This is a genomic window from Prochlorococcus sp. MIT2309, from assembly GCF_059772305.1.
In genome coordinates this window covers 974,384-1,000,348 of the sequence record NZ_CM186282.1, presented here as the reverse complement: position 1 = coordinate 1,000,348, position 25,965 = coordinate 974,384, and the positions used below count along the sequence as shown (strand labels likewise).

The 25,965-nt window shown below is 36.1% G+C and carries 30 protein-coding genes; 14 read left to right on the top strand and 16 right to left on the bottom strand.

The window, feature by feature from the left end; genetic code table 11:
• The 4 genes from AC6EJA_RS05550 to AC6EJA_RS05535 all read right to left on the bottom strand — a co-directional run bounded on the left by AC6EJA_RS05550 (nucleotide 1) and on the right by AC6EJA_RS05535 (nucleotide 3,672).
• Nucleotides 1–603, bottom strand: coding sequence for an NADH-quinone oxidoreductase subunit J (locus AC6EJA_RS05550; RefSeq protein WP_498501670.1), 603 nt, complete (start codon nucleotides 601–603; stop codon nucleotides 1–3).
• Complete coding sequence (ndhI, locus tag AC6EJA_RS05545; protein WP_498501669.1) at nucleotides 600–1,244, bottom strand: NAD(P)H-quinone oxidoreductase subunit I; 645 nt, start codon at nucleotides 1,242–1,244, stop codon at nucleotides 600–602. The genes AC6EJA_RS05550 and ndhI overlap by 4 nt, the downstream gene beginning before the upstream one ends.
• 108 nt (nucleotides 1,245–1,352) lie before the next feature.
• Entirely contained in the window at nucleotides 1,353–2,471 is a 1,119-nt protein-coding gene (nuoH, locus tag AC6EJA_RS05540) for an NADH-quinone oxidoreductase subunit NuoH (RefSeq protein ID WP_498501668.1), read from the bottom strand.
• A 73-nt stretch (nucleotides 2,472–2,544) separates the two neighbouring features.
• Nucleotides 2,545–3,672 carry a citrate synthase gene (locus AC6EJA_RS05535; RefSeq protein WP_498503556.1) on the bottom strand — a complete coding sequence of 376 codons (1,128 nt, stop codon included), beginning with the start codon at nucleotides 3,670–3,672 and terminating at the stop codon, nucleotides 2,545–2,547.
• A gap of 209 nt (nucleotides 3,673–3,881) precedes the next feature.
• Here AC6EJA_RS05535 and AC6EJA_RS05530 point away from each other — a divergent pair, with 209 nt between their 5' ends.
• Nucleotides 3,882–4,235 (top strand): rhodanese-like domain-containing protein, encoded by a 354-nt coding sequence (locus tag AC6EJA_RS05530; protein WP_498501667.1) that lies wholly within the window; start codon nucleotides 3,882–3,884, stop codon nucleotides 4,233–4,235.
• 9 nt (nucleotides 4,236–4,244) lie between these two features.
• On the opposite strand, the gene trpB is transcribed toward AC6EJA_RS05530, so the two are convergent.
• Nucleotides 4,245–5,495 carry a tryptophan synthase subunit beta gene (gene trpB, locus AC6EJA_RS05525; protein ID WP_498501666.1) on the bottom strand — a complete coding sequence of 417 codons (1,251 nt, stop codon included), beginning with the start codon at nucleotides 5,493–5,495 and terminating at the stop codon, nucleotides 4,245–4,247.
• Nucleotides 5,496–5,537: 42 nt separating this feature from the next.
• On the opposite strand from trpB, the gene AC6EJA_RS05520 reads away from it, so the two are divergent.
• Both AC6EJA_RS05520 and cysC read left to right on the top strand, forming a co-directional pair.
• Nucleotides 5,538–5,843: a translation initiation factor gene (locus AC6EJA_RS05520; RefSeq protein ID WP_498501665.1), complete on the top strand. Its 306-nt coding sequence runs from the start codon at nucleotides 5,538–5,540 to the stop codon at nucleotides 5,841–5,843.
• A 62-nt stretch (nucleotides 5,844–5,905) separates the two neighbouring features.
• A complete protein-coding gene (cysC, locus tag AC6EJA_RS05515) occupies nucleotides 5,906–6,538 on the top strand; it encodes an adenylyl-sulfate kinase (RefSeq protein WP_498501664.1) in 633 nt (210 codons plus the stop codon).
• Nucleotides 6,539–6,542: 4 nt separating this feature from the next.
• Here the strand turns inward: cysC and purE are convergent, their stop codons facing one another.
• Complete coding sequence (gene purE, locus AC6EJA_RS05510; protein ID WP_498503555.1) at nucleotides 6,543–7,052, bottom strand: 5-(carboxyamino)imidazole ribonucleotide mutase; 510 nt, start codon at nucleotides 7,050–7,052, stop codon at nucleotides 6,543–6,545.
• A gap of 163 nt (nucleotides 7,053–7,215) precedes the next feature.
• On the opposite strand from purE, the gene bchM reads away from it, so the two are divergent.
• Complete coding sequence (gene bchM, locus AC6EJA_RS05505) at nucleotides 7,216–7,929, top strand: magnesium protoporphyrin IX methyltransferase (RefSeq protein ID WP_498501663.1); 714 nt, start codon at nucleotides 7,216–7,218, stop codon at nucleotides 7,927–7,929.
• Between the two features lie 3 nt (nucleotides 7,930–7,932).
• On the opposite strand, the gene AC6EJA_RS05500 is transcribed toward bchM, so the two are convergent.
• Nucleotides 7,933–8,661, bottom strand: a complete 729-nt coding sequence (locus AC6EJA_RS05500) for a response regulator (protein ID WP_498501662.1) — start codon at nucleotides 8,659–8,661, stop codon at nucleotides 7,933–7,935.
• Nucleotides 8,662–8,739: 78 nt separating this feature from the next.
• On the opposite strand from AC6EJA_RS05500, the gene AC6EJA_RS05495 reads away from it, so the two are divergent.
• Nucleotides 8,740–9,894: a cysteine desulfurase family protein gene (locus AC6EJA_RS05495; RefSeq protein WP_498501661.1), complete on the top strand. Its 1,155-nt coding sequence runs from the start codon at nucleotides 8,740–8,742 to the stop codon at nucleotides 9,892–9,894.
• Here AC6EJA_RS05495 and rsmH read toward each other — a convergent pair.
• A complete protein-coding gene (gene rsmH / locus AC6EJA_RS05490) occupies nucleotides 9,891–10,745 on the bottom strand; it encodes a 16S rRNA (cytosine(1402)-N(4))-methyltransferase RsmH (RefSeq protein WP_498503554.1) in 855 nt (284 codons plus the stop codon). The genes AC6EJA_RS05495 and rsmH overlap by 4 nt on opposite strands.
• Nucleotides 10,746–10,840: 95 nt before the next feature.
• Between rsmH and AC6EJA_RS05485 the strand changes: the two genes are divergently transcribed.
• A complete protein-coding gene (locus tag AC6EJA_RS05485) occupies nucleotides 10,841–12,025 on the top strand; it encodes an NAD(P)H-quinone oxidoreductase subunit H (protein ID WP_498501660.1) in 1,185 nt (394 codons plus the stop codon).
• Nucleotides 12,026–12,040: 15 nt separating this feature from the next.
• Nucleotides 12,041–12,499, top strand: a complete 459-nt coding sequence (locus AC6EJA_RS05480) for an acyl-CoA thioesterase (protein WP_498501659.1) — start codon at nucleotides 12,041–12,043, stop codon at nucleotides 12,497–12,499.
• Nucleotides 12,500–12,501: 2 nt separating this feature from the next.
• Here AC6EJA_RS05480 and AC6EJA_RS05475 read toward each other — a convergent pair whose 3' ends face one another.
• From AC6EJA_RS05475 to menA, 3 genes are read right to left on the bottom strand one after another with little or no spacing between them, the layout of a single operon-like run.
• On the bottom strand, nucleotides 12,502–13,740 hold the full coding sequence (locus AC6EJA_RS05475; RefSeq protein WP_498501658.1) for an AMP-binding protein: 1,239 nt from the start codon (nucleotides 13,738–13,740) through the stop codon (nucleotides 12,502–12,504).
• Nucleotides 13,728–14,705, bottom strand: a complete 978-nt coding sequence (locus AC6EJA_RS05470) for an o-succinylbenzoate synthase (RefSeq protein ID WP_498501657.1) — start codon at nucleotides 14,703–14,705, stop codon at nucleotides 13,728–13,730. The genes AC6EJA_RS05475 and AC6EJA_RS05470 overlap by 13 nt, the downstream gene beginning before the upstream one ends.
• Nucleotides 14,702–15,664 carry a 2-carboxy-1,4-naphthoquinone phytyltransferase gene (gene menA / locus AC6EJA_RS05465; protein ID WP_498501656.1) on the bottom strand — a complete coding sequence of 321 codons (963 nt, stop codon included), beginning with the start codon at nucleotides 15,662–15,664 and terminating at the stop codon, nucleotides 14,702–14,704. The genes AC6EJA_RS05470 and menA overlap by 4 nt, the downstream gene beginning before the upstream one ends.
• Nucleotides 15,665–15,734: 70 nt before the next feature.
• Between menA and AC6EJA_RS05460 the strand changes: the two genes are divergently transcribed.
• A complete protein-coding gene (locus AC6EJA_RS05460; protein ID WP_498501655.1) occupies nucleotides 15,735–17,114 on the top strand; it encodes an isochorismate synthase in 1,380 nt (459 codons plus the stop codon).
• Nucleotides 17,115–17,123: 9 nt separating this feature from the next.
• Here the strand turns inward: AC6EJA_RS05460 and gshB are convergent, their stop codons facing one another.
• Both gshB and grxC read right to left on the bottom strand, forming a co-directional pair.
• Nucleotides 17,124–18,050, bottom strand: a complete 927-nt coding sequence (gene gshB / locus AC6EJA_RS05455; RefSeq protein ID WP_498501654.1) for a glutathione synthase — start codon at nucleotides 18,048–18,050, stop codon at nucleotides 17,124–17,126.
• Nucleotides 18,051–18,066: 16 nt separating this feature from the next.
• The gene (gene grxC, locus AC6EJA_RS05450; protein WP_498501653.1) at nucleotides 18,067–18,321 is read right to left on the bottom strand and encodes a glutaredoxin 3; all 255 of its coding nucleotides are present in this window, start codon (nucleotides 18,319–18,321) and stop codon (nucleotides 18,067–18,069) included.
• A gap of 80 nt (nucleotides 18,322–18,401) precedes the next feature.
• Between grxC and prfB the strand changes: the two genes are divergently transcribed.
• The 6 genes from prfB to AC6EJA_RS05420 all read left to right on the top strand — a co-directional run bounded on the left by prfB (nucleotide 18,402) and on the right by AC6EJA_RS05420 (nucleotide 22,178).
• Nucleotides 18,402–19,524, top strand: a protein-coding gene (gene prfB / locus AC6EJA_RS05445; RefSeq protein ID WP_498501652.1) for a peptide chain release factor 2 whose coding sequence is annotated in 2 segments (ribosomal slippage) — nucleotides 18,402–18,476 and nucleotides 18,478–19,524 — 1,122 coding nt in all. Because the reading frame shifts where the segments join, the coding sequence is not laid out codon by codon here.
• Between the two features lie 6 nt (nucleotides 19,525–19,530).
• Complete coding sequence (locus AC6EJA_RS05440) at nucleotides 19,531–19,722, top strand: DUF3285 domain-containing protein (protein WP_498501651.1); 192 nt, start codon at nucleotides 19,531–19,533, stop codon at nucleotides 19,720–19,722.
• Between the two features lie 33 nt (nucleotides 19,723–19,755).
• Nucleotides 19,756–20,322: an rRNA maturation RNase YbeY gene (ybeY, locus tag AC6EJA_RS05435; protein WP_498501650.1), complete on the top strand. Its 567-nt coding sequence runs from the start codon at nucleotides 19,756–19,758 to the stop codon at nucleotides 20,320–20,322.
• Nucleotides 20,323–20,326: 4 nt separating this feature from the next.
• Nucleotides 20,327–20,785, top strand: coding sequence for a diacylglycerol kinase family protein (locus AC6EJA_RS05430; protein WP_498501649.1), 459 nt, complete (start codon nucleotides 20,327–20,329; stop codon nucleotides 20,783–20,785).
• Nucleotides 20,786–20,798: 13 nt separating this feature from the next.
• The gene (locus AC6EJA_RS05425; protein WP_498503553.1) at nucleotides 20,799–21,407 is read left to right on the top strand and encodes an anthranilate synthase component II; all 609 of its coding nucleotides are present in this window, start codon (nucleotides 20,799–20,801) and stop codon (nucleotides 21,405–21,407) included.
• 24 nt (nucleotides 21,408–21,431) lie between these two features.
• Entirely contained in the window at nucleotides 21,432–22,178 is a 747-nt protein-coding gene (locus AC6EJA_RS05420) for an MBL fold metallo-hydrolase (protein WP_498501648.1), read from the top strand.
• On the opposite strand, the gene AC6EJA_RS05415 is transcribed toward AC6EJA_RS05420, so the two are convergent.
• The 3 genes from AC6EJA_RS05415 to nadC are packed head-to-tail and all read right to left on the bottom strand — an operon-like array spanning nucleotide 22,171 to nucleotide 25,957.
• Entirely contained in the window at nucleotides 22,171–23,277 is a 1,107-nt protein-coding gene (locus AC6EJA_RS05415) for a pyridoxal phosphate-dependent aminotransferase (protein ID WP_498501647.1), read from the bottom strand. The two genes, AC6EJA_RS05420 and AC6EJA_RS05415, sit on opposite strands and share 8 nt — an antisense overlap.
• A complete protein-coding gene (gene argS / locus AC6EJA_RS05410) occupies nucleotides 23,277–25,076 on the bottom strand; it encodes an arginine--tRNA ligase (protein WP_498501646.1) in 1,800 nt (599 codons plus the stop codon). The genes AC6EJA_RS05415 and argS overlap by 1 nt, the downstream gene beginning before the upstream one ends.
• The gene (gene nadC / locus AC6EJA_RS05405) at nucleotides 25,076–25,957 is read right to left on the bottom strand and encodes a carboxylating nicotinate-nucleotide diphosphorylase (RefSeq protein WP_498501645.1); all 882 of its coding nucleotides are present in this window, start codon (nucleotides 25,955–25,957) and stop codon (nucleotides 25,076–25,078) included. Before nadC ends, argS begins: the two co-directional genes overlap by 1 nt.
• Nucleotides 25,958–25,965 lie beyond the last annotated feature (8 nt).

Here is a 25,965-nt window from a genome sequence, read left to right as displayed (position 1 = left end):
TTATTGAGTTGATTTCTCAACTAATAGAGGTTTTGCAGATTTTTCGATAAGGCTTTGATCTACATTTTTACCAGTACCTACATCACTAATAAGTACATCTCTTCTAGCTAAAACTATTGCACCAATCATAGCCATTAAGAGTAGTACTGAAGCCAACTCGAAGGGTAGAAGATAATCTGTAAATAAATGTTCGCCTATTCTTTCAGTTGAAAACTCACCAATAGCTTTTGGCCCTGGTAATTTCCATTCAGTTATTAAATCAACTCTTATTAAAAGTGCCAATAAACCAGAACATACGATTGCAGATAAAAATTTTCTTAATTTTAAACCCTCTACAGGATTTAAATCTTCTTTTTTATTAACCAACATTATTGCAAAAAGTATTAGTACATTTACTGCCCCTACATAAACAAGGATTTGAGCAGCAGCAACAAAACTTGCGTTGAGGAGTAAATATAAACCCGCAACAGCCATAAATACTCCTCCTAGAAGAAAAGCAGAGTAAACAATATTATTTAAAAAAACAACACCAAGAGCACCTGAAATTACAATGAAGCTCAGAATTCCAAAACAAATCAGTTCAGTTGAATTTGCAATATTCATTCTTTTGCAATTTTGTTTTTCAAAACAACTGACTCATCTTTAGGATTTAAAGAATCATCCATATTCATCCAATCAAGTACTTCTAGAGGAAGCTTTCCCACTCTTTGATCTGTCCTAGAAACTTCGTGCGGATCCATTTCTCCTTTGGGTAAATAAGCCAGCTCTCTTAGAGCTTTTACTGATGGATCGGTAGTAACGCTAGTAGGAAGTCTTCCTAATGCAACATTGTCAAAATTTAGACTATGCCTGTCAAATGCAGCTAATTCATATTCTTCGGTCATTGACAAACAATTTGTTGGGCAATATTCGACACAGTTACCGCAAAAAATACATGCACCAAAATCAATTGAGTAATTACGAAGTTCTTTCTTTTTAGTTTCTTTATTCATTACCCAGTCAACTACTGGAAGATTGATAGGGCATACTCTTACGCAAACTTCGCAGGCAATACATTTATCGAATTCATAATGAATTCTTCCGCGATATCTTTCAGATGGTATTAATTTCTCATAGGGATACTGGACGGTAACTGGCCGCCTTTTCATATGATCAAAGGTGACTGCTAACCCTTGAGTTAGGTAGCTCGCAGCGTCAACTGCGTCCTTTGCATATTCGGAAACTTTTTTGAAAAAACCAAGCATACGATCAATTGCAATTGCCGCATAGCCATAAGTAGCTTAATCAAGCTAATGCTTTTTTCAAGTGAGTGTGGGTAAAACTACTCATTGATTTTGGCTATTTGGGGTTTTTTAGCCACCAAAAGCTACTGGAAATGCCAGTTTTAATGATGCTGTAAATAAAAGATTAACCAATGATATTGGTAATAAGAATTTCCAACCAAGATCAAGTAGTTGGTCTATTCGAACACGAGGAGTGGTCCATCTTAACAATATTGCCAAGAATACAAGTAAATATGCCTTTAAAACAGTCATTATTATTCCTAAAGAACCTGTAAAGATCTGAATTAAGGGAGCGTCTATTGGTTGATTGAGAAAACCAGCCAACCATTCAACAGGAATAGGAAAACCCCATCCCCCCAGATAAAGTACTGATACCAGAAGAGCTGATAGAACAAGATTGATGTAACTTCCCAGGTAAAAGAGAGCAAATTTCATTCCTGCATACTCAGTCTGATATCCCGCAACTAATTCTTCTTCTGCTTCTGGGAGGTCAAAAGGGAGCCTCTCGCACTCAGCTAATGCACAAATCCAAAAAATCACGAAACCCACAGGCTGTCTCCATACATTCCAACTAAGAACACCTAAATTATTTTGCTGCTCAACAATATCAACTGTGCTAAGTGAGTTGCTCATCATGACAACAGCCAAGACTGCCAAAGCAAGAGGAATTTCATAACTTATTGATTGAGCAGCAGCTCTTAATCCTCCTAAAAGAGAATATTTATTATTTGATGCATACCCGCTCATCAGGAGTCCTATGGGCTGGATACTGCTTAATGCAATCCAGAGAAAAATGCCAATACCAACATTACTTACAAGTAAATTTTGACCAAAGGGAACTATTAACCAAGATAGAATTACTGGAACTAAAACTAGTATTGGACCAAGTGTGAATAAGATGCTGTCAGCTCTTGCTGGAATGATGTCTTCTTTTACTAATAACTTCAATCCGTCCGCCATTGGTTGAAGAATTCCAAGCGCACCAGCATATTCCGGGCCAATTCTTTGTTGAGCAGCAGCAGAAATTTTTCTTTCCAGCCAAACAGTTACCAATACACCCACAATTGCCCCAATAAGAACAAGGCCCATGGGAAAAGGTATCCATAAAATATGTGCTATTTCAGGAGAAATCCCTAATCCTTTGAGGGCTTCATTGAAGCTAAGTTCGATATCAATGCCTGTACTCACTTTTGAAGGATGATTTTTTCTAATTTAGTTCAATTCTAGTGAGAATATTTTTCTGTCAGAGGAGATCGTTGATTTATCTTTCCTCTAAAGGAATCCAATTTCTATTTTTTGCTCCTGTATAGATCTGTGAAGGGCGAAAAATTCTATTTGCCCCAAGCTGCTCTCTCCAATGAGCAAGCCATCCTGAAACTCTTGAAATTGCAAAAATGGGGGTAAACAAATCACGCGGTATTCCAAGTTTCCTATAGATCAGCCCAGAGTAAAAATCTACATTAGGAAAAATACCCTTAGGGCCAAGGCGGCTTATGGCTTCATGTTCTAGGGCTTTTGCTACCTCATACATTTCATCTTTGCCAAACCTGGCAAAGAGTTCTTCTCCAAATTCTTGCAAAATGGATGCTCGAGGATCTTTTACTCGGTATTCACGATGACCAAAACCCATTATTTTTTGTTTATTTTTTATGGCTTTTTCCAAATACTTTCCCGCTTTGTCAGGTGTCCCGATTTCCTCAAGCATTGCAATAACATCTTCATTCGCTCCTCCGTGTAAAGGCCCAGCCAAAGTCCCTACAGCGGATGCAACTACGGCATAAGGATCTGTCAAAGTGCTTGCAGTAACTCTTGCACTGAAGGTGCTTGCATTCAAGCTATGCTCTGCATGCAGGGTCAAGCACCGATCAAATACCTTTGCTGCAAGAGGGTCAGGCTCTCTTTCAGTAAGCATGTAGAGGAAATTTGATGAGTATTGAAGGTCATCTCTAGGTTGTATGGGATCATGACCCTTACGAATTAGCTGAAAAGCAGCAACCATTGAAGGGATTTTTGCTATTAATCTGACAACTGCGTCATAAACGTATTGGGGATCATCAATCGCTCTTCTTGAATAAAAAAGTCCCAAAGCAGCAGCACTTGATTGGAGTGCATCCATTGGATGACCAGATTCTGGGAAGCACTTCAGCATGTCTCTGACTCTGAAACTCAATCTTCGGTGCATTTGGACTTCTTTTTCAAAATCATCTAACTCTCTCTTATTGGGTAATTCGCCCCAAATTAAGAGAAAGGTTGTTTCAAGGAAACTGCTCTGAGTGGCTAGCTGAGATATTGGGTAGCCCCGATATTTAAGAATGCCTTTCTCTCCATCAATATCACAAATTGATGATTGAGTGACAGGGACCCCCTCAAGTCCTGGTTTTAAAGGAATCGTATTATTTTCTTGTCTCTCTGTATTTTTCACTTTGATTTTTTTGATGTGATTGAAGTTGAAGAATTCCCACTTAAATCAATGTGGCTAATGATCTTCAAAAAACTTTTAACTAACAATAGTCATTTAAGACTTCTTAATCAGTAATACAAAGTTTTTGAATAGATAACAACTTGTTCTAACTTAGTTATCCATTCATTTTTTTTTTGATGAGTTTGTTGCGACCAAGGGAAATTTCGGCTTCACAGCTGGATTCTTGGATTAAAACTAATACCAATAATCCATTTTTTATCGATGTGCGTGAAGAACAAGAATTAGCAATTGCTAAATTTCCTTTCCAGTATCTACATCTACCTTTGAGCAAGATGCAGGAATGGGAGGAAAAATTATTTACTCACCTTCCAACTGAAAGACCAATAGTGGTGATTTGCCACTCGGGAATTAGAAGTGAGAATTTTGGTATTTGGCTTCTTGGGCAGAGAGAAAATTTAGAAGTTTGGAATCTTGTTGGAGGTATTGACTCATGGAGCCTGAACGTTGATCCCTCGATCACAAGGTATTGATTCCTTTTTTTAGCAGTTTGAACCTAATTTTTCAGCAACTGTATTCACGTCTTTGTCTCCACGGCCAGAGCAATTTATAACAATCTCGATGTTTGATTTGAGCGTTGGACAAAGCTTATCAAGCCAAGCAAATGCATGGGCTGTTTCTAATGCAGGAATAATCCCCTCAAGTTCACTAACTAATTGAAGAGCTTTTAAAGCTTCATTGTCTGTCACCGCTACATATTCAGCCCGCCCAATTTCTTTTAAGTAACTATGCTCTGGGCCAACTCCTGGGTAATCCAATCCTGCACTAATAGAGTGTGCTTCTTTGACTTGTCCATCTTTATTTTGTAGGAGTAAACTCATTGCTCCGTGTAAAACCCCAATTCGACCTTCTGTAATTGTTGCTGCATGTTTATCAGTTTCAACTCCATCACCAGCAGCTTCTACTCCAATCATTCGTACAGAGATATCTTCTACAAAAGGATGAAAAAGTCCCATCGCATTAGATCCTCCTCCAACGCATGCGAGCAAAATATCAGGGGACCTGCCAAAGGCTTTTTGTGATTGTTCTTTAGTTTCCAGTCCAATAACGGCATGAAAATCTCTAACTAATTTTGGGTAGGGATGAGGACCTGCAACCGACCCAAGAATGTAGTGAGTTGACTCCACATTAGTCACCCAATCTCTAATTGCTTCACTTGTGGCATCTTTAAGAGTTGCTGTTCCCGTTTCAACCGATCTCACCTCTGCCCCTAAAAGTTTCATTCGGAACACGTTAAGAGATTGTCTTTTCATGTCTTCTTTCCCCATATAAATTACACATTGCAAGCCAAAGCGAGCACAAACTGTTGCTGTTGCAACTCCATGTTGGCCAGCACCAGTCTCTGCAATGATTCTATTTTTTCCCATTCTTATAGCCAAGAGTGCTTGACCTAGGGCGTTGTTAATTTTATGAGCACCTGTGTGATTTAGATCCTCTCTCTTCAGCCAAATTCTTGGACCTCCATCACTACGTTGATAATGTTCAGTAAGCCTTTTGGCTTCATAGAGAGGGGTTGATCTTCCAACATAAGTTTTCAAAAGGTTGTTTAATTCCGATATGAATGCTTTATCATTCCACGCTTCACTGGCGGCATTTTCTAGTTCAGCAAGAGCTGGCATAAGTGTTTCGGGAACATATTGACCTCCGTACTTGCCAAAACGACCTGATTGAGACGGGCGAGAATTTACCGACAAATTGTTTGTGCTTTCTTTGGAGTGTGAAGTGCTAGTCACCTAAAATAAGCATTGATATCTCTTAGCTTAAGTAAAAGAGCTATGTCAAAAGGAAGTTGGCAGGAATTTCATGATCCCTTAACAAAGGATAAGTCTCTTGATCATTTGAGTCAGGATATAACCTCTTTGGAAAATATTTCAGTAATTAAAACAAAAGCCCCACGCGGTGGAAAAATACTCACAGTTATTAGCGGTTTACAGATAAATCAAGAAGGTCAAAAAAAACTGCTAAAGCGTCTAAAAACCCATTGCGGTACTGGAGGGTCATTTAAGAACAAAAAGATTTATCTACAGGGTGATCAAATTAACAAAGTCATGGCTTTTTTGGAGATCAATTCCTTTCTTTAGATCCAAAGCTTTTTGACTCATTGCTTGAGTATTCTTTAAGAGTCTTGAGCAAAACTATCAGTATGAGTAATCCTCTCGCAGAGGGAGATACCTCCGCTAACAAGAATATTGTTTGGCATGAAGCTTCAGTTGATCGAGCTGTTCGATCAAAAAGTAGGGGCCATAAAAGCGCAGTTTTATGGTTTACGGGCTTATCCGGATCAGGTAAAAGCACTCTCGCCAATGCAGTGAATTCATCATTATTTGAATCAGGTTTCTCAACATACGTACTTGACGGCGACAATATTCGTCATGGACTTTGCAAGGATTTGGGATTCACAGATATTGATAGAGAAGAAAACATTAGGCGTATTGGCGAGGTGTCCAAGCTTTTCGTGGATGCAGGTATTATTGTTTTGACAGCATTTGTGTCACCTTTTAAAAAAGATCGTCTAAAAGCAAGGGAAATGGTTGATAAAGGCGATTTTGTGGAAGTCTTTTGTTCTGCTGATTTACAAATATGCGAGGAGAGAGATACTAAAGGTCTTTATGCAAAAGCAAGAGCTGGAAAAATTGATCACTTTACTGGGATTTCAAGTCCATATGAGGAACCTGAGTCTCCTGAAATTAATATTGATACAGGAAAAGAAAATCTTGAGGATTGTGTATCCAAAGTGATTCAAAGCCTGGAGAAATTTGGGATATTAAATATTTAAAAATTTAATTGGACTTTTTGGATTGCATTTTTTTAAGATAATTTTTACTCCCAATCTCCTTAAGAGAATGATTTTTATCCAGAATTTTTTTATGTAAATCACTTTTATATTTTTGGACTTTTTTTTGTATCGTTTGGTCACATAAACCAATTATTTCTGCAGATAGAAGCCCCGCGTTTAATCCTCCACCAATTGCAACTGTTGCCACTGGAACACCTCCTGGCATTTGGAGAATCGATAGAGCCGAGTCAATTCCCAGGAGTGACTTACTAAAAATTGGCACTCCAATCACAGGTAAAGGAGTAAGAGATGCGATCATCCCTGGTAAATGTGCTGCGCCGCCAGCTCCTGCAATAATTGTTTTGATTCCTTTTAAGTGAGCATTTTTTGCAAAATCAATCATTTCAAGAGGAGTACGGTGAGCTGAAAGTATCTGAACTTCAGTTTCAATATCAAAACTCTTTAAGATTTCAATGGCATCGTTCATAGTTGGCAAATCTGAATCACTTCCCATGACAACTGCTACCGCCAAGTCTTTACCATTTGCAGTTGGGTACACTTTGATTTATTAAATGCTTTACCAATAATGACCATTTATTTTGTGTCTGCATAGGTAACTGAATTTTCTTATTTGATAGAGGTCTGTTTAATATCAAATAACATCAAGAATAACCCCAATGCCTGAAAATGATCTAAACGAGCAAAAAAAGGTCGAAAAAGCAGAAGTTGAGAAATATTTTAATGGTACGGGTTTTGAGAGATGGAACAGGATATATAGCCAAAGTAAAGAGGTGAATGAGGTGCAGAAAAATATACGAATTGGCCATCAAAAAACCGTTGATGTAGTTCTTAAATGGATCAATGAAACTAAAGATTTAAAAAATATTAGTTTTTGTGATGCGGGATGCGGTGTAGGAAGCTTATCTCTGCCGTTAGCTCAGCAAGGGATTAAATCTCTATTGGCAAGCGATATTTCTAAATCAATGATAGAGGAGACTAAAAAACGAGCTTTATCAGAGGGCATAATCAATGAAAATATCAAATTTGTAGTTTCAGATTTGGAAAGTTTGGGTGGATCTTTTCATACAGTGATCTGCCTTGATGTTTTTATACATTATCCACAAGAAGCAGCAGAAGAAATGGTCAAACATCTCTGCTCGTTAAGTCAAGAAAGATTGATTGTAAGTTTTGCACCATATACTCCTTTCTTGGCCTTATTAAAAAAAATAGGTCAGTTATTTCCAGGCCCTAGCAAGACAACTAGAGCTTATACACTTAAAGAAAAAGGAATCATACAAGCAGCAAAAGAATGCGGGTTCGAAATGATTAGAGATAATTTCAATCAAGCACCTTTTTATTTTTCTAAGTTAATTGAGTTTAGGAAAGTATAAATATTAAGTCACTAAATGATTCTCTAATGCATATCTGACTAATTCTGTTCTACTAGACGTACCGGTTTTAATAAATAAACGGCTAACATATTTCTCAACATTTCGGATTGAGGTTTCAAGTTGCCTAGCTATTTCTTTGTTCATCAAGCCCTCAGCAACTAACTGGAGAACACTTGCCTCGCGTGGCGTGAAATTCGGTAAAGATGCATTTTTTTTAGAAGGCGCTGCTTCTCCCTGGGTAAGCATTGATCTGATTTCAGTAATCTGTCGTGCCATTTGGCTTACATCGATGTCTGCGAATCTTGCTGCTTCAGTCAGTAAACGATCTTGTCTTTTGACTACATTTCTCACTCGTGCAACGAGTTCATCAGGGTCAAAAGGCTTAGGAATATAATCATCGACCCCTGCTTGATATCCCTGCGTTCTATCTATGGTCATCCCCTTAGCAGTCAAAAAGATCACAGGAGTTCCACCTAACCTTTCGTCTTCTCTGAGTCGTTTTAGAAGTGCATACCCATCACATCTGGGCATCATCACATCACTAATTACTACGTCAGGACTAATTTGTTGAGCTTTTTCCCATCCTTCTTCTCCATCAATAGCAGTTGTTACATCAAAGCCCTCATCACTCAAGTATGTTTGGACAGCAGTTCTTAATCCAGGCTCATCATCCACAAGTAGCACTCGAGGTTGTTGCGTAACTTCTATATTTGAGGTTGTAGTTTCAGACATAAATAAAATGAGATTTTTAAAAATTTAATTCGATTCTCTAAGGATATTCAAATTACATCGATTTTTCCCATTAATTGAATGAAAAATTCCCCTTTATTCTTTGATTTTCAATCAAGCACGCCATGCTTAGAAGAGGTGATTGCAGTCATGCAGCCGTATCTAGGGGAATTTTGGGGGAATCCCTCAAGCAAACATAATCGTTTAAGTATCACTTCAGCAGCGGCAGTTGAGCTTGCAAGAGAGCAAATCTCCTCTTGTCTAAGTATCGAGGCTGAAAAATTAATTTTTACAAGCGGAGCGACTGAATCCAATAATTTGGCTTTATTAGGTCATGCAAGAGCTCATGCAATAAGTAAAGGCAAAAAAGGCCATTTAATAACAATGACTACAGAGCATCACGCAATTTTAGATCCAATTGAACAGCTTAAAGCTGAAGGTTTTAAAGTCACAAAATTAAGGCCTAAACCTGATGGTTTATTGTCCATTGATGAATTTAAATCCTCCATACATGAAGATACTTTTCTAGTAAGCATAATGTTTGCTAATAATGAAATTGGTGTGGTTCAGCCAATTAATGAAATTGCGAAAATATGCAGACTTAATAATATTGTCTTTCATTCAGATGCTGCTCAGGGATTTTGTTTTTTGCCATTAAATATTAAAGAAATTGGTCTTGACTTGGTTAGCATTAGTGCGCATAAATTATATGGTCCTAAAGGAATAGGTGCTTTAATCATCAATAAAAGCCTGCCAATAATCCCTCTTCAATTTGGTGGGGGGCAAGAAAAAGGATTGAGATCTGGAACATTACCAGTTCATCTCATAGTTGGCTTCGCTAAAGCAGTTGAGATCGCACAAAGAGACTATAAGCAACGAGTAAATACTCTAATTAATTTAAGAGATGAACTTTTATATGGCCTGAAAAATTATATTCCAAAATTAATAATTAATGGATCAATGAAACAAAGACTTCCTCACAATATAAATATTTCAATCCCTGATATTAATGGGAATAGACTACATCAAAAATTAAGATCCTCTATTTCTTGTAGTAGTGGATCTGCATGCAGCCAAGGTCAAATTTCACATGTTTTATTAGAGTTAGGACGTTCTAAATCTGAAGCGGAAGCCTCTGTAAGATTGAGTTTGGGGATAAATACAACTCAAGATGATATTAAAAACGCTATTAGAGTTATCACAGAAGCTGTAAGAAGCTTGGAGAAATACAATTAAATTGCCATGGCTAATCTCATCTTTGCACTTCGGCTCCTGGGGTTATTATGAATTTCTTCTAAGGTTGGTATGATTGGTTTTTTTGTTAATATCTTTAATCTATTATCTGATTTGAAGGAAACTTTTACTTTTCTATCTTCAAGAGAATGAAAACTAATTACAACAAAAATTCCCCCAGATAATAGCCAATCTGGGGCATTATTTAAAAGCGATTCTAGAGCTTTCATTTCATTATTAACTCTAATTCTTAATGCCTGGAATGTTTTTGTTGCAGGGTGTATTCTTCCATATCTAAGTTTTGCTGGATAACAACCCGCAATTGCATAGGCTAAATGTTTTGTATCTTTATAATTTCCTTTTAAGGAAATATCAGCTTTAATTTTCTTTGCGATTCTCCTTGAGAATCTCTCTTCTCCAAATTCATAAATTAGATTTGCTAATTCTTTCTCATTTAGCTTCACAAGTAAATCTGCTGCAGTAGTTGAAGTTTCTGGATTCATTCTCATATCAATCAATCCATTAGATTTAAAACTAAACCCACGTTTAGCATCATCTAATTGATTACTATTTACTCCTAAATCTGCAAGTACAATATCAAATTTATCTTTTGGTTGAAAATCAGCAAAGTTCTTACCATAAATCTTTATCTTTGATGCAAAACTTTTAAGGTTCTCTGCAGCAGCTTCCCTTGCGATTGGATCTTGATCAATTCCGACTATTTGAACATTCGGATAGTTTTTTAAAAATAAAGCTGAGTGACCGCCACCTCCTAAAGTAGCGTCTAAAATGTTTAGCTTTTTAGATTCCTGAGAAGTGAATTGTGAAACCAAATTCAACACTTCATTTCCCATCACGGGAATGTGTTTAAAAGTCAAAGATGCAAAAAAGATCGAAGTAGTAGAACTTTTGACTAAAATCTCTACATAGTGCAGTTCATTTAGCCCATATGGCGCAATTGGAAACTAGAACAGAACCCATGGTGGTCAATTTTGGCCCACACCATCCTTCAATGCATGGAGTTTTGCGATTGGTGGTAACACTTGATGGAGAAGATGTGGTTGATTGTGAACCAGTTATTGGGTATTTGCATCGAGGGATGGAAAAAATTGCTGAAAACAGAACAAATGTCATGTTTGTCCCCTACGTTAGTCGGATGGATTACGCGGCTGGTATGTTTTATGAAGCCATTGTCGTAAATGCTCCAGAGCGATTAGCAAATATTTCCGTACCAAAAAGAGCTAGTTACATAAGGGTATTAATGCTCGAACTTAACCGCATAGCTAACCACCTTTTATGGTTAGGCCCATTTCTTGCTGATGTAGGTGCTCAAACACCATTTTTCTACATCTTTAGAGAAAGAGAAATGATTTATGACTTGTGGGAGGCTGCGACAGGTCAAAGATTAATCAATAATAATTATTTTCGTATTGGAGGAGTTGCCTCTGATTTGCCTTGGGGATGGCTTGAAAAATGTAAGGATTTTTGTAATTGGTTTGGCCCTAAAATTGATGAATATGAAAAATTGATCACTAATAATCCAATTTTTAGAAGAAGAATTGAGGGATTGGGAACAATAGAAAAGGAGCAAGCGATTAATTGGAGTTTGTCCGGACCCATGTTAAGAGCATCTGGAGTTGCTTGGGATTTGAGAAAAGTTGATAATTATGAATGTTACGACGATTTTGATTGGAAAGTCGCCTGCGAAAAAGAAGGTGATTGTTATGCGCGTTATCGAGTCAGAATTGAAGAGATGAGACAGTCTCTTAAAATTTTGAATCAAGCTTGCGATATGATTCCAGGGGGACCAACTGAAAATCTTGAGGCCTTAAAGATTAAAGAAGGAAAAGGTAGTGATTTTGCCGGCTTTGATTACCAATATGTTGCTAAAAAAGTCGCGCCAACTTTTAAAATTCCCAATGGAGAACTTTATACAAGACTCGAATCAGGTAAAGGAGAAATAGGAATTTTTATACAAGGTAAAAATGATGTAACACCATGGCGATTTAAAATTAGGGCAGCTGATTTAAATAACCTACAAATACTTCCACATATTCTAAAAGGCGCAAAAGTAGCTGACATCATGGCAATACTTGGATCAATTGATGTCATCATGGGGTCAGTTGACCGATGAGATTTCTTTTTAAATATGGAACCTGATAAATGGCTTAATTTCGAGAAAATAGTTCGATTTGGCGATACAGATGCTGCAGGTGTTATTCATTTTTATCAGATTTTTCGTTGGTGTCATGAAGCTTGGGAGGAAAGTTTAGGTATTTATGGCCTACAAATAAAAAATATATTTCCTAATTCAGGAGGTGACTACAATACTGATCATGTACACCTACCAATTGTTAGGTGTAGTGCAAATTTTTACGCTCCTATCCAAGCTGGAGATACTTTATTAGTTCAATTAAATCCTCAAAAAATTGATGCAAAGAGTTTTTCAGTAGAAACTTCATTTAATGCCAAAACAAAAAAATTAGCGGTTGGGAAGACATATCACACAGCTATTTCAGCTCAAACAAGACTAGGAGTTTGCTTACCTGATGAAATCGATAAATGGATAGAGGCTTCATCTTTACATGGCGGAGTGGAACCTTTATAGTTTCAAATTATTGGAGAATTTCTCTCTGCCCATAAAGTCCATTTTTTAATATCCCATTTACCTAAATAATTTTTTGATAGAGGGTCACATTTGTACCATGAAAGAGGTCTCTCAGGAGCAGGTAAACGATTAGATATTAGTTTGATTTTCTCCAAAAGATATTCCTTTTCGTAGTGTGCTTTTTTGTCTAGTAGAAAAAGTGCAATTAGTCTTTCTCCCCAATGACTATCATTTATTGGAATTAAAAGTAATCTTTTAATAGGTAATTGATATTGAAAAGCAATTTTTAATAGTTTTTCCTGCACTTGATCAGGAAAGATTGTCTCTCCTCCAGAATTGATAGCATTATCAACTCTTCCATTGATAAAAATTGATAAGTTTTTTCCTTCCTGAAAAATTGTTGCATAATCACCGCTTTTCCACCATCCTTCATTGTCTTTAACCGTAATCATTTTTTGACCCGTCCATATGAATTTTGCAGTCCGCGAAGTTTTAATTTCAAGTAAATTCTCTTTGTCAAGACGTATGTCTACATCCATTAGAGGATTACCAGAATTAAAATCACCGGCTAAAAATTTTTTCGGTGGCAATGCTGAAATCATTGCCATAGTTTCTGTTGTTCCATAGCAAAGAGATAGATTAAGTTGGTGTTTTCTTGAAAGTATCAGAAGTTCCATAGATACTGAGGACCCGCCAAGCCAGATGACATCAAATTGTTTTAACCAATTTCTTCCGATTGAACTTTTGATTAGTTTATTTAATTGGGTAGGCACTAATGATAGTAATAAGTAATTCTCATTATTTTTTTTCTTTAGATTATGACTACTTTGTAGAGCTTCTGGGTTTTTAATAAACTTTGGATGGATCCAATGATGATTAATCTTCCAGCATTTACTTCTCCACCAGGGCATTAATCCACTGACATGATTGAGAGGAAGTGGATTGTATATTGCGCATTTGTTTGGATCCACTCCTTGACTGCTAAGCCAATTACCTGTAGCTAAGGCAGACTTATTCAGATTTTCATATGGATGAAGGCATAATTTAGGGCCTCCCGTACTACCACCACTAGTAATAATTACACCAGGTTCTTTTGGCAGTAACTCATCAGGTATGTTTGGCTTTTCAGAATATTTTGTACAAAGAATAACCCACCTTCCTTGATTTAAATTTTGGATTAATTTTTCAAAATTCTTCTCAGTATTTTCAGCAATGCAATCTAAAAAAACTAATTTTTGCATGCTGCCTCCCAAACAACAAAAGGATCATTACTAAAAAGTGGATCTTCAGGAAGCCAACCTGGAGCAAGACCAGCAGCTGCAGGAGTCAATGTTTTTTGTTGCATCGAGGCAAGATGATGAATACATCTACTACCAATACCTGTCTCAAAATTTGTGCTTATGGCAATGCGTGGTTTGTGATTTTCTAGTTCTCGCAAAAGTAATCTGGGATCACCATCGATAGCAGGTCGTCTTATTTGCCAATACTTCCAACTTTTTTTCAATGATGGATATTTGGTTAGAGATTCATCAAGAGCCACAGGCACTTTTTGAGTTAATTTCATAGTCCCTTCAATATCGTCAATATTTAAAGGTTGTTCAAGCCATTCTAATCTTGGATCATCATAAAATTTGTCTGCCCAATAATTTGCTATTTTTCTATTCCAACCGGAGTTTGCATCTAATCTGAGCAGACATTTTTTTGGAAGATATTTAAGACACTTTTGGATAAAAATTTTTTCCTCATCAAAGTTTTGAAGACCAACTTTAATTTTTAACGTTAAGTAGGAGTTATTGTTATGAAATTTCTCTCTTAAGAAACTTATATGCGAGAATATTTTTTCATTATTTGGTAATAAATATGCCATATTTTTAGTTCTTAAATACCATTTTTCATTACCCGATAATATACGCTCATCGATCTCTGCTAATGCAGAGCCAATTGCAAAGGCAATTGTACCTTTGCAACTATGGCAATAATCCTCAAGTTTTTTCCGGCTATTTAAAGATTCAATTGAGTTAATAAAAATTTTACATTTTTGAATATCAATTTTTTTTAAGGGGCTTATTTCTCCCCAACCAATATTCCCAGATTCGTCAGTGATTTTAATTAACCAGCCTTCTTTTATAATTATTTCTCCACTTGAGGTTTTTAGTGGTTGCTTTAAGTTAAATGAGAAACTTTTTACTTGTATGGAGAGCTTCATGTAAAAAGAAACTTTATAAATGGTGGAAAAGCAAGGCCAAGAGCTATACCAAGCCCATTAAGTGTTTGAAAATTTAATGCAATAAATTTACTCTCAGATATTAGGTTGGGTGTATTGTGGTGTTTCTTAAGTAATTTGATTAATTTAAACCCTGAGGGTAAACAAATCAGTCCAAAGATTATGCTTGCGGGAAGATAACCTGTGAAAACAGGTACGTATTCAATTATAAAAATAAGTGCAATAATCCATGGAATTAATGAGGATGCTTTTTTTGTTCCGAGTTTAACTAGCGGGGTATTTTTTCCTTTTATTGCATCTTGAACTGTTTGATGAAAGTGGGAGCAAAATAAAACCAGAGTTGTTGCTAGAGCAGGACCTGAACCAATTAATAGTGATGTTGACCATGGGATTGAACCAACATAAGTATTAGTCGGTGCAATGGCTAATAATGCTGCTGTTGTAGCCAAAGGTCCAAATGCTAACCAACAAAGAGGTTCTCCTAATCCTTTATAGCCTAATCTAAATGGAGGCCCTTGATATAAATAACCTAAGAAACAACTAGCCACGACAATTGGTAAAACAAATATGTTACTTCTTTGAGATAAAATTACCACAAGAAATAAACCAAATCCCAATGCTATATTGGCTAATTTTTCTACTGGTTGACGTTTACCTATTAAAGCAACAACTGAGTGTAATTTAAATTCATCAACACCGGTCTCTGCATCGAAAAGATCATTAGTTAGGTTTTCCCATATCAATAGAGAAATCCCAGCCCCCGAAAATAATATTAGCTGCTCCCATCTAAATGGAATACCTTGATTTATGCTCCAACCAGCAGCAATTAAAATCGGCATTACGGCAACAGAATATAAAGGCCATTTAATTGCTGCTTTCCATAAAAGCCTTTTTTCAGCTTTAGATGTATTGTTTTGGGTGTCTATTCCATTGTTTTTCATAAAAGTACTTTCCTCTACTGTTTCAAGGTAATAGGGATTTGCTTGCTTTTTTTATTGAGATTGTTTGAATATGATTCATAGTTCAAAATTTCTTGATCTTTTTGCGGCTGCTCAAAGATGCTGGCATGAAAGAAAAGAAGATAGGTTTTTGCTTAGCTTAGCGATCCCAATACATGGAATTGATCCAATTCACAAATTACCAATCATTCAAGGAGAGGAGCGCTTTGGTTTTTTGTGGGATCGACATCCAGGACTTTGTATTGCAGCAGCAGGTATCTCAGAGGAGTACGAGACTCATGGACCTGCAAGATTTGATTTGAGTGAAAGCTTTTCTGAAAAAATATTTGAAAATTTAATTGATCTTACTCCTGAGGCCCCAGTTCATGCATCGGCAAAAATTTTGTTTTCATTTTCATTTTTTGATGAATTATCAGACAAAATTGCTCTAACAAGTATTAAATCAACTGCGAGAGTGGTTTTACCAAAATGGCAAATTTCTAGTTTGGATTGTTCAGTATGGCTACGTTTAAGTTCATATATAAGTAGTGAATGTGATGTAAAAAAAAGTGTTGAAAATCTTTTCGATATGAGTGAAAAATTATCTCCTTCAACTGAGAATAAGAATCTTCAAAAGGAAAAAATTATTGTAAAATCGAAAATTATCGATTGGAAAGATACCTGTCTTGATGTATTAAAGAGAGGAATAGAACTAGTGAAGATAGGAGAATTAGATAAATTGGTAGTAGCTGTGAAGCAATCGATATCTCTTAAAAAATCTTTTCAACCATTGAGTATGTTACATAAGCTTCGTTTTCAACAAGCTTCAAGCTGTCGTTTTCTCTGGCAAACATCTGAAGAGTCAACTTTTTTTGGTGCTTCGCCTGAAAGGCTTCTTACAATAAATTCTGGCCAAATTAGAAGTGATGCTTTGGCAGGTACAGCTAGAAAAAAAGAAAGAGAAATTAATTTACTTCAATCTGAGAAAAATCTTCGAGAACATGATCTTGTAGTGGCTTCAATTACAAATAAATTTTTTGAATTGGGACTTACTCCAGTAACTCCAAAAGGCCCTCAAATAGTTGATCAGGGAAATATCTTGCATTTACATACTCCAATTTTTGCAGTTTCTAATGAGAAGTCACCTTTGCAACTTTTACGTTCGTTGCATCCAACTCCTGCTGTTGCTGGGTTGCCTCAAGCTAAAGCCCTTGAGTGGTTGAGAAAGTTAGAACCCTTTGAAAGAGGAAATTATGCAGCTCCAATTGGATGGATTGATAATTATAGAAATGCGGAATTTAGAGTTGCTATTAGATGTGGTGATGCAAGATTTGATAAGTTAGATCTTTATGCAGGAGCTGGGCTTGTTATTGGTTCTGATATAAATGAGGAGTTAAGAGAAATCGAACTTAAATTAGCCGTTTTGGAAGATCAGCTTGATTTGCTTCCCTAGACTGCATCTTCAATTTAATTTTTTAAGTAGACATTTTATTATATCGTCTGCTAGGGGAATAGACATTAAATTCTCTACCTCTCGAATTCCTGTCGGGCTAGTAACATTGATTTCGCTCAACATGCCACCAATTACATCAATACCTACAAAAAATAAACCTTCTCTTTTAAGATGAGGCGCTAATTTTTTGCAAATGTCGATTTCATTATTTGATAATTTTGTCTCTACTGCTTTTCCCCCCAATGCAAGATTGCTTCTGAAATCACCATTTTTTGGAATTCGGTTAATTGCACCCAATGGCTCTCCATCTACAAGCAAGATTCGTTTATCACCTTGTGTCACTGCAGGCAAAAATTTTTGCATCATTACTGGTAAATTTTCCTGGGATGTAATTAATTCAAGTAATGCCTCTAATCCAGGTGCTTCATTTGTGACTCTTATAACTCCTTGGCCACCTTTGCCTCCAAGAGGTTTAAGGACTACCTCCTCGTGCTCTTTCGCGAAGCAAACTAACTCCTTTACTTTACTAGCCACAAGTGTTGGCGCCATTAAATTACTAAACCGAAGCGCTCCTAATTTCTCATTCCATGCTCTCAGGGAAGCTGCCTTGTTGAGAACTAACACTCCGTCTCTCTCTGCCACCTCGAGTAGATGAGTCGCATATAGAAAGGCCTCATCAACAGGTGGATCTTTTCTCATCCAAATACAATCAAAATCAGAGAGAGGCTTGCTTAGTGATTGACTGACTTTTATCCAGGGAGATGTTTCAACCGGGCAAGATTCCACCCATGCTTTATTACCTCGTGCTTGTAAATCTGCTGGGGTACATATCCAAACTTCAATATTATGTCTCTCTGCAGCTTGCATTAGGGCTGCTGATGAATCCTTATTAGGATTAATCTGCTTAATAGGGTCAAGAACGAAAAGTTGCTTCATAGGATTCTTTCTAATTTCAATTGAGAAGTGAATCAAGTTGATTGGACGCTTCAAGTTCGTACAACTCATCACAACCTCCTATCCCATTATCACCAATAAATATTTGAGGGACGGTTCTTCGGCCATTTGCTCTTTTTGTCATTTTTTCTCTTTCAGCATCATTTCCATCTATTTGATATTCAAGAAATTTGATACCTTTTTTGTTTAGTAAAGCTTTTGCTTTGATGCAAAAAGGGCAAAAACGCCATGTGTAGATTTCAACTTTTGACATTTGTTATTAACAGAACAAATACCATTTTATTCAGATTCCTAAGCTTATTCGCTATAAATGAATTAGGTGAATTAATTTTTGTGATTGATCTGAGCGATTTCAAGAGAGATTTATCAATTCTTACTTCTCGCCTGGGCAATGCCCAGGACTGTCTTTGACATACCCTCACTGAAGGCTAGGCAACAAGATCTTGAACAACTGGCTGCACAGCCGCATTTTTGGGATGACCAGGAAAATGCTCAAAACAAAATGCAATTACTTGACGAAGTAAAGGCCCAGTTGCTTCAGGTTTCTCAATGGAATCAAAACATAGAGGACGCAGAGGCCTCACTAGAACTTTGTGAGATTGAATTTGATAATGAGATGCTGTTGGAAGCTGATCAAGGTTTAAAAAACTTATCTGCAGAGTTAGATCGCTGGGAACTTGAGAGACTTTTGAGTGGAACTTATGATATCGAAGGCGCTGTTTTATCTATTAACGCAGGTGCGGGTGGAACAGATGCTCAAGACTGGGCTCAGATGCTCTTACGAATGTATACACGATGGGCTGAGGATCATGGAATGAAAGTAATAATTGATGAAATCTCAGAGGGAGAGGAAGCCGGTATTAAAAGTGCAACCATTGAAGTAGACGGAAAATATGCTTATGGATATCTCCAAAATGAAAAAGGCACCCATCGATTGGTAAGAATTTCTCCTTTTAATGCCAATGGTAAACGTCAAACAAGTTTTGCGGGCATTGAAGTGATGCCAAAATTAGAGAAAGAAATTCACTTGGAAATCCCTGATAAAGATCTTGAAATTACCACTAGTCGTTCCGGTGGAGCAGGTGGCCAAAATGTAAATAAAGTTGAGACTGCCGTCCGAATACTTCATTTACCAACAGGCTTGTCAGTTAGATGTACACAAGAGCGGTCGCAATTACAAAATAAAGAAAAAGCTATGGCCCTTCTTAAGGCTAAATTGATGGTTATTGCGCAAGAACAGAGAGCAGATGAAATAGCTGATATTCGTGGAGATATCGTCGAGGCCGCATGGGGGAATCAAATCAGAAATTATGTTTTCCATCCATATCAAATGGTTAAAGATTTGCGTACATCTCATGAGACTACTGATATTGAAGCTGTAATGGATGGTGAATTAGATGAATTTATTCATGCACTTTTGAGACAATCTGTTGAACGTAATGACACCGAATCTTAATTAGAAATGAATAAAGAGAAAATTTCTGAGAATAGCTCATTAAAAAAAACGCGTTCTCCAACTTTTGTAAAATTAGCTATGAGGAATATGGTACGAAAAGGTAACAAAAGTTTATATCATTTGATAATTACAGCTTTTGGTTTCATTGGTTTTATTGTTTTATTAGCATCTCTTATTAAGCCTAATATACCAATCTAAGTTTTCATGTTCTGTACATTTAAAGACGACAAAATGAATACTCAGAAAAACCACTTCCAGCTTGACTTGACATTCGATTCTTACCCTAATGACCAGTCATTTTCTTTTTTAGAAATATCAAAAATGAATAATTACAATGAGTTTGAATTTTGGAAAAATGAAATAGAAACTTGGTTTAAATATATTCAAAAAGATAGTGACTCAATATGCCCTTCTTCTTTACGTAATGCTCAAAATTTAAGTGTTGGCTTGAGGTTTACAGATGATATTCAAATATGTGAGTTAAATAAAAAATGGAGAAATATTCAAAAAAAAACAGATGTTTTGTCTTTTCCTGTTTTTGATGATGTGATGGTTGGTCCCAATGGGAGTTGCATTGAATTAGGAGATATAGTTGTTTCAGTACAAACCGCAGTAAAACAAGCTTCTGATCATGGCAATAATCTGGGAGATGAGCTTAGATGGCTGGTAAGTCACGGTCTCTTGCACCTTATAGGGTGGGATCACCCAGATGAACATTCTCTGGAGACAATGTTGGCATTTCAGGAGTACTTGACCAGTATTACTAGTGAATCAAAAAGTGGATCGAAAAAGATTTAAACAAATGAAATATAAAAAATATTATCTCAAAGAAAATAAAATTACAAAAATTTCGCGACGATCTAAACCCCCTTTTAGAAAAAATTCATGGAAAATATCTAAAAATTTATTAACGAGCTTTTACTACGCGTATAGGGGAATTATTTATGGCTATTCCACTCAACGCAATTTTAGAATTCAATTATGGGTTGGTATTTTTGCCGCATTACTAGCATTTTTGTTGAAATTAAGTCCCGAGAGATTCACGATTATTATTCTTGCAATTATTTTCGTGCTAATCCTTGAATTGATTAATACCTCAATAGAGGCTGTTGTCGATTTAACGATTGGTCGAAAGTTTCATCCTTTGGCTCAAATAGCTAAAGACTGCTCTGCTGGAGCTGTCTTAATAATGTCGATCGGTTCATTAATAACAGCTATTCTTATATTTGGCTCACAAATTCTAAATCTATTAGATTTATAATCGTAAAATGAAAATGCTTCTTGTCATAGATAACTACGATAGCTTCACCTATAATCTTGTTCAATATTTAGGGGAGTTATCTTCAGATTTTTCTTTAGCTAAAACTATTAAAGTTATTCGAAATGACGAAATTTCTATTGAGGGAATAAGACAATTAAAACCTTCTGCGATTTTATTATCTCCAGGTCCTGGAAATCCGGATGAATCCGGAGTTTGCTTAGAGGCGATATCAAAATTTTCCGGTGAAATACCAATTCTGGGTGTTTGTTTAGGTCATCAGGCAATTGCCCAATCTTATGGGGGGAAAATTATTCCTGCTAATGAGTTAATGCATGGAAAGACGTCTCAAATATTTCATAAAGGCAAGGGTATTTTTAAAGGATTACCAAATCCATTGATTGCTACTAGATATCACAGTTTAATTGCTGAGAGAAAAAGCCTCCCTGATTGTTTAGAGGTGACTGCTTGGCTTGAGGATGGAACCATCATGGGAATTAAACACAATCATTTTCAGAACTTACAGGGAGTGCAGTTCCACCCCGAAAGTGTATTAACTGAGTCAGGCCATGAACTTTTAGCTAATTTTTTAGAACTTACTCAAGATCAGCCAGGAGACTGCTAGTTTGCTATGAAGTTCTTTGAGTTAATGACTTTTAAGTACAAGTTTTCGAAATTTCTGATCAAAAGCTTACTTTCTGCAGCTGCTTTTTCATTTATTTCAATTTCTTCTACCTCAGCTGAAGGAGTTGCCATAAAGAATTATGGGCATAGTTCTCTACTAATCAAAGGTGAAAGTAAATCGATTTTATTAAATCCTTTCCGAGCAGTTGGTTGTGCTCAAGGGTTATCTGAGCCAAAAATAACTGTTGATATTATTCTTGCAAGTTCTGAGCTTGCTGATGAGGGTGCTAAAGTGGCCAAAGGGATTTTCTTTGTTGAGCCAGGTTCATATGATGTTGATGGATTAAAAATAGAGGGTTTTAGTCTTCCCCATGATCGTTTAGGAGGAAGACGTTTTGGACAATCAACAGTATGGGTATGGGAACTGGGAGGATTAAATTTTGCACATATGGGTGGAAGTGTAGCTCCACTTAATTTGGAAAATAAATTACTTTTGGGCTCGCCAGACATCTTGATTATTCCCGTGGGAGGTGGCGCAAAAGTTTATAATGCCGTAGAGGCTAAAGAGCTAATAGAGGGTTTAAAACCAAAAGTAGTCATTCCTGTTCAATATACTCGTAAGAAGAGCTATGATAATTGTGATCAAGATACTATTGAGCCATTTTTAAAAGAAATGGAGCTATATAAAGTTAAAAAAGTTGGTAAATCTCTAAGAATTTCTAATAAATTCAGGAAAGATGATACGACTATATATATAATGGGGATTAATTAATAATTGCATCAAGGAATTTTCTCATTTGAGATTTTGTTCCAATACTTACTCTGAGAGAGCCATCTATTAATGCTTTTCCCCTCATGTTTCTAACAAGAATTCCTTTATTTCTTAATGACTCTTCTACAAATTCCGGTGTATTTTTTGGCCACATAAGAAAATAGTTACCCCCTTCAATATGATGTTTGATTTTATGAGAAATAAGCTCCTTCTTTATCCAATCCTTAGCCTTTAAAACTTCTTTAACGTAGTTATCTATATATAGCTGGTCGCCAAGTGCAGCAAAGGCAGCTGTTACCGCAAAACTATTGACATCATATGGTCCTGTTACTCGACATATTTTTTTTATAAGATCTTTATGGCCAATAGCAAATCCAATTCTTAACCCCGCTAACCCTGCAGTTTTTGATAGAGATCTAAGAATAATAATGTTTTGACACTCTTGTAAATCAATTAAAGGTACAACACTATCACCAGTAAATGCTTCATATAGCTCATCAATTACTACTAGAGTCTCGGGAGATATTTTTGCCATCTCTAAAATTAATTCTGCGTCTATCCTTGTACCAGTTGGATTATTTGGATTGCATAATAAGAGTATTTTCGTCTTTTGATTTTCGAGTATTCTTTTTATTTTTGAAAATGGAAATTTAAAACTTTCTCCTTCGTAAAATATCGTTTCTTTTTTCATTCCTTGCATATCGGCACATGGACCGTAGTAACCAAAGGTTGGATTAGTTGTTAAAAATAAATCTCCTCGGTTCCCAAATGCATGAAATATTGAATTTAGAGCGGCATCAACACCATTGAATATACCAATATGACTAGTATTACAACTTTTAAGATCTGCGGTAGAAATTAAATTTTTAATAATTGCTTCTTTTAGACCATTGTATTCAGGATAAATAGATATACTTTCGGATTTAATATTTTTGAGTGATTCAATAACAACTGGACTTGGTCCTATTGTATTTTCGTTGAAATCTAATCTTAAAAAGTCTCTTCTCCCTTCCAAAGGAGCAGAGTAAACATTTAAATTTTCAACTTCATCACGAGCTTTAGGGAATTTTAAGTTTTTCATTGAATTATTTTTGTTCATCACATTCTCTCTAATGTTTCTATGCCAAGTAAATCTAGACCTAACTCAAGGGTGTCAGCTGTAAGTCTACAAAGTGCTAGACGACTTGTTTTATAAGGCTCATCTGATTTTAAGATTGGGATTTGGTCGTAAAATCGATTGAATTGCTGACTTAGTTCAAATAGATAAGTACAAAGTCTATTGGGTAAAAGCTCTTGTTCGACTTTTTGTACAATTTCATCAAATTTTAATAATTCTCTTAGAAGCCTCTGTTCAGGTGATTGATTAAAAATAAGTTTATTTAAATCGATTTTGAAAGAACCACCTTTTCTTGCGATTCCTCTAATTCTAACAATTGCATAAAGGAGATAAGGAGCTGTATTCCCTTGTAGCGCCAGCATGCGGTCATAACTAAATTGGTAGTCTGTGGTTCTATTCTGACTCAAATCTGCATATTTGATTGCTCCCAATCCAATAACAGAAGCAACATGTTGAATAAACATTTCACTTTCCGTACGCTCTTCCTCTATTAAGCGTTTCTCTAAATCATTACGTGCTCGTTTTACAGATTCATCTAAGAGGTCTTTTAATTTTATCGTTTTACCAGATCTTGTCTTAAGTTTTTTCCCATCTTCCCCCTGAACCAGACCAAAAGGCACATGCCTAACCTGACAGTGCCCAGGTATCCACTTGGCCCTTCTGGCTACTTGAAATACACTTTCGAAATGATTGGATTGCCCAGCATCCGTTACATACAAGATATCTTCAACACCGTCTCCATTGGGCGGAGTTCCGAACCTAAACTTTAGTGCAGCTAAATCTGTTGTTGCGTAATTATAACCGCCATCACTCTTTTGGATTATTAATGGAAGTTGATTTCCAGATTTGCCTCTCATACCCTCAAGAAATACGCATTTTGCACCATTATCTGTAACGCATAATCCTAAATCTTTAAGTTCATTAACTATATTTTTTAGATGTTTATTATAAAAAGACTCTCCACGTTCGGTTATTTTTACATTTAATCTTTTATATATTTTTTCGAATTCTTTTCTAGATTGATTACACAATAATTGCCAAGCAATTAAGCTTTGCTCTTCTCCATTTTGAAGGTTGACCACCTCTAATCGAGAATTTTCTTGAAATATGGGATCTTCATCGAACTTTATTTTTGCTTCACGGTAGAAATTCACAAGGTCACCCAAGTCGATTTGGTCTGGGATTTCTAAAGCTTCTGGAGCTATTTCTTTGAGATAAGTGATTAGCATTCCAAATTGTGTTCCCCAATCACCTACATGATTTAGTCGTAAGACCTTATGGCCTCGAAATTCAAATATTCTTGCTAAAGAATCACCAATTATTGTCGACCTTAAATGCCCAACGTGCATTTCTTTTGCAATATTTGGACTTGAGAAATCAATGACTGTTGTATATTCGCCTTTTTTTATATTTTTCTGAGGGATTAATTTGACACCTAATCTTTTGCTTTGTAACCTAATTTTTAGCTCTGAGATTAAGAAATCTTCTGTTAAGGTTAAATTTATAAATCCTGGACCAGCGATCACTGGTTTTTTAAACATTTTAGAATATTCTTCATCATTTTCTAAGTAATTAATAATTTTTTGTGAAATTTCTAGTGGTGGTTTTTTTAAAACTTTAGAGAAAGAGAGTGCGGCATTAATTTGGTAATCTCCAAATTCTGGCCTACTTGATGATTTGATTTGCGGATCAAATTGTTTTTGATCTTTGAACTCGGTTGGATATATTGAGCAAAAAGCGTTTTCGATTATATTTTCTAAAAAATTTAATGCTTTTAACATTATACTTTCCCCCTTGAACTGTCATAACGCATACTCAAATCTATCCACGTGCTTTTTGTAATTGGTGCACTTGTTGAAATTATGTCTATATCTGTATTGGTATAGTCATTAATTTTTGAAATATCTATTCCAGAAACTTCAATAATGATATCTGATGTTTTTCTAAAGCTATTATTTACTTTTGCTAATTCTCGTAATTTTGGAACTAACTCTTTAATAAATTTTGGATCCATTTCATCAAGTAATACTCCATCAGCTCCTCCACTTACGGCAGCTTTAGCTTGTTCAGCCGTTTCAGCTTCAACTATTATTTTTGTTGTCCACGGACTTGATTTTCTTATTTTTTTGATTGACTCTTCAACGCCATTGCTCCAAGCGATGTGGTTCTCTTTAAGCATTGCAGCATCATCAAGTCCCATTCTATGGTTAATTCCACCACCACATCTCACCGCATATTTTTCTAGGGTTCTCAATCCTGGGGTTGTTTTTCTCGTATCAGCTAACTTTATTTGGGTTGACTTAAGTTTAGATACTAAAGATGAAGTTTTTGTTGCTATTCCTGATAAATGCATTGCTATATTCAAACTTATTCTTTCCCCTGCAACTAATGCCGAGGCCGGACCTTGTAATCTAAGGATTTTGTCGCCTAATTTAAAAGTTTCACCTTCGCCTATTAGTAACTCAATAACTATGGTGCTGTCAATTTTGTTGAAGATTTTTTTTACGATTTCTCCACCACAAAAGACACCATCATTTTTTGCAAGCCAATGTGCAGATACAAGCTGATTTTTCAATGCACTTTTCGTGAGATCCCCCCTACCTATGTCCTCATTTATCCAGAGATCAATTATGTTATTAATTTGTGGGGTGCGTAAGTCCAAAGTGCAAT

Bases quoted from the DNA above. Each gene is read 5' to 3' on its own strand.
- purE (WP_498503555.1), bottom strand. From the start codon at position 7,052: ATGGGAAGTGATTCAGATTTGCCAACTATGAACGATGCCATTGAAATC.
- AC6EJA_RS05470 (WP_498501657.1), bottom strand. From the start codon at position 14,705: ATGAAGCTCTCCATACAAGTAAAAAGTTTCTCATTTAACTTAAAGCAA.
- rsmH (WP_498503554.1), bottom strand. From the start codon at position 10,745: ATGGGAAATGAAGTGTTGAATTTGGTTTCACAATTCACTTCTCAGGAA.
- ybeY (WP_498501650.1), top strand. From the start codon at position 19,756: ATGAATACTCAGAAAAACCACTTCCAGCTTGACTTGACATTCGATTCT.
- AC6EJA_RS05485 (WP_498501660.1), top strand. From the start codon at position 10,841: ATGGCGCAATTGGAAACTAGAACAGAACCCATGGTGGTCAATTTTGGC.
- AC6EJA_RS05550 (WP_498501670.1), bottom strand. From the start codon at position 603: ATGAATATTGCAAATTCAACTGAACTGATTTGTTTTGGAATTCTGAGC.
- AC6EJA_RS05495 (WP_498501661.1), top strand. From the start codon at position 8,740: ATGAAAAATTCCCCTTTATTCTTTGATTTTCAATCAAGCACGCCATGC.
- AC6EJA_RS05440 (WP_498501651.1), top strand. From the start codon at position 19,531: ATGAATAAAGAGAAAATTTCTGAGAATAGCTCATTAAAAAAAACGCGT.
- grxC (WP_498501653.1), bottom strand. From the start codon at position 18,321: ATGTCAAAAGTTGAAATCTACACATGGCGTTTTTGCCCTTTTTGCATC.
- menA (WP_498501656.1), bottom strand. From the start codon at position 15,664: ATGAAAAACAATGGAATAGACACCCAAAACAATACATCTAAAGCTGAA.
- AC6EJA_RS05460 (WP_498501655.1), top strand. From the start codon at position 15,735: ATGATTCATAGTTCAAAATTTCTTGATCTTTTTGCGGCTGCTCAAAGA.
- AC6EJA_RS05520 (WP_498501665.1), top strand. From the start codon at position 5,538: ATGTCAAAAGGAAGTTGGCAGGAATTTCATGATCCCTTAACAAAGGAT.
- AC6EJA_RS05430 (WP_498501649.1), top strand. From the start codon at position 20,327: ATGAAATATAAAAAATATTATCTCAAAGAAAATAAAATTACAAAAATT.
- AC6EJA_RS05530 (WP_498501667.1), top strand. From the start codon at position 3,882: ATGAGTTTGTTGCGACCAAGGGAAATTTCGGCTTCACAGCTGGATTCT.
- ndhI (WP_498501669.1), bottom strand. From the start codon at position 1,244: ATGCTTGGTTTTTTCAAAAAAGTTTCCGAATATGCAAAGGACGCAGTT.
- AC6EJA_RS05500 (WP_498501662.1), bottom strand. From the start codon at position 8,661: ATGTCTGAAACTACAACCTCAAATATAGAAGTTACGCAACAACCTCGA.
- argS (WP_498501646.1), bottom strand. From the start codon at position 25,076: ATGTTAAAAGCATTAAATTTTTTAGAAAATATAATCGAAAACGCTTTT.
- AC6EJA_RS05425 (WP_498503553.1), top strand. From the start codon at position 20,799: ATGCTTCTTGTCATAGATAACTACGATAGCTTCACCTATAATCTTGTT.
- gshB (WP_498501654.1), bottom strand. From the start codon at position 18,050: ATGAAGCAACTTTTCGTTCTTGACCCTATTAAGCAGATTAATCCTAAT.
- AC6EJA_RS05415 (WP_498501647.1), bottom strand. From the start codon at position 23,277: ATGAACAAAAATAATTCAATGAAAAACTTAAAATTCCCTAAAGCTCGT.
- bchM (WP_498501663.1), top strand. From the start codon at position 7,216: ATGCCTGAAAATGATCTAAACGAGCAAAAAAAGGTCGAAAAAGCAGAA.
- AC6EJA_RS05480 (WP_498501659.1), top strand. From the start codon at position 12,041: ATGGAACCTGATAAATGGCTTAATTTCGAGAAAATAGTTCGATTTGGC.
- AC6EJA_RS05475 (WP_498501658.1), bottom strand. From the start codon at position 13,740: ATGCAAAAATTAGTTTTTTTAGATTGCATTGCTGAAAATACTGAGAAG.
- AC6EJA_RS05420 (WP_498501648.1), top strand. From the start codon at position 21,432: ATGACTTTTAAGTACAAGTTTTCGAAATTTCTGATCAAAAGCTTACTT.
- cysC (WP_498501664.1), top strand. From the start codon at position 5,906: ATGAGTAATCCTCTCGCAGAGGGAGATACCTCCGCTAACAAGAATATT.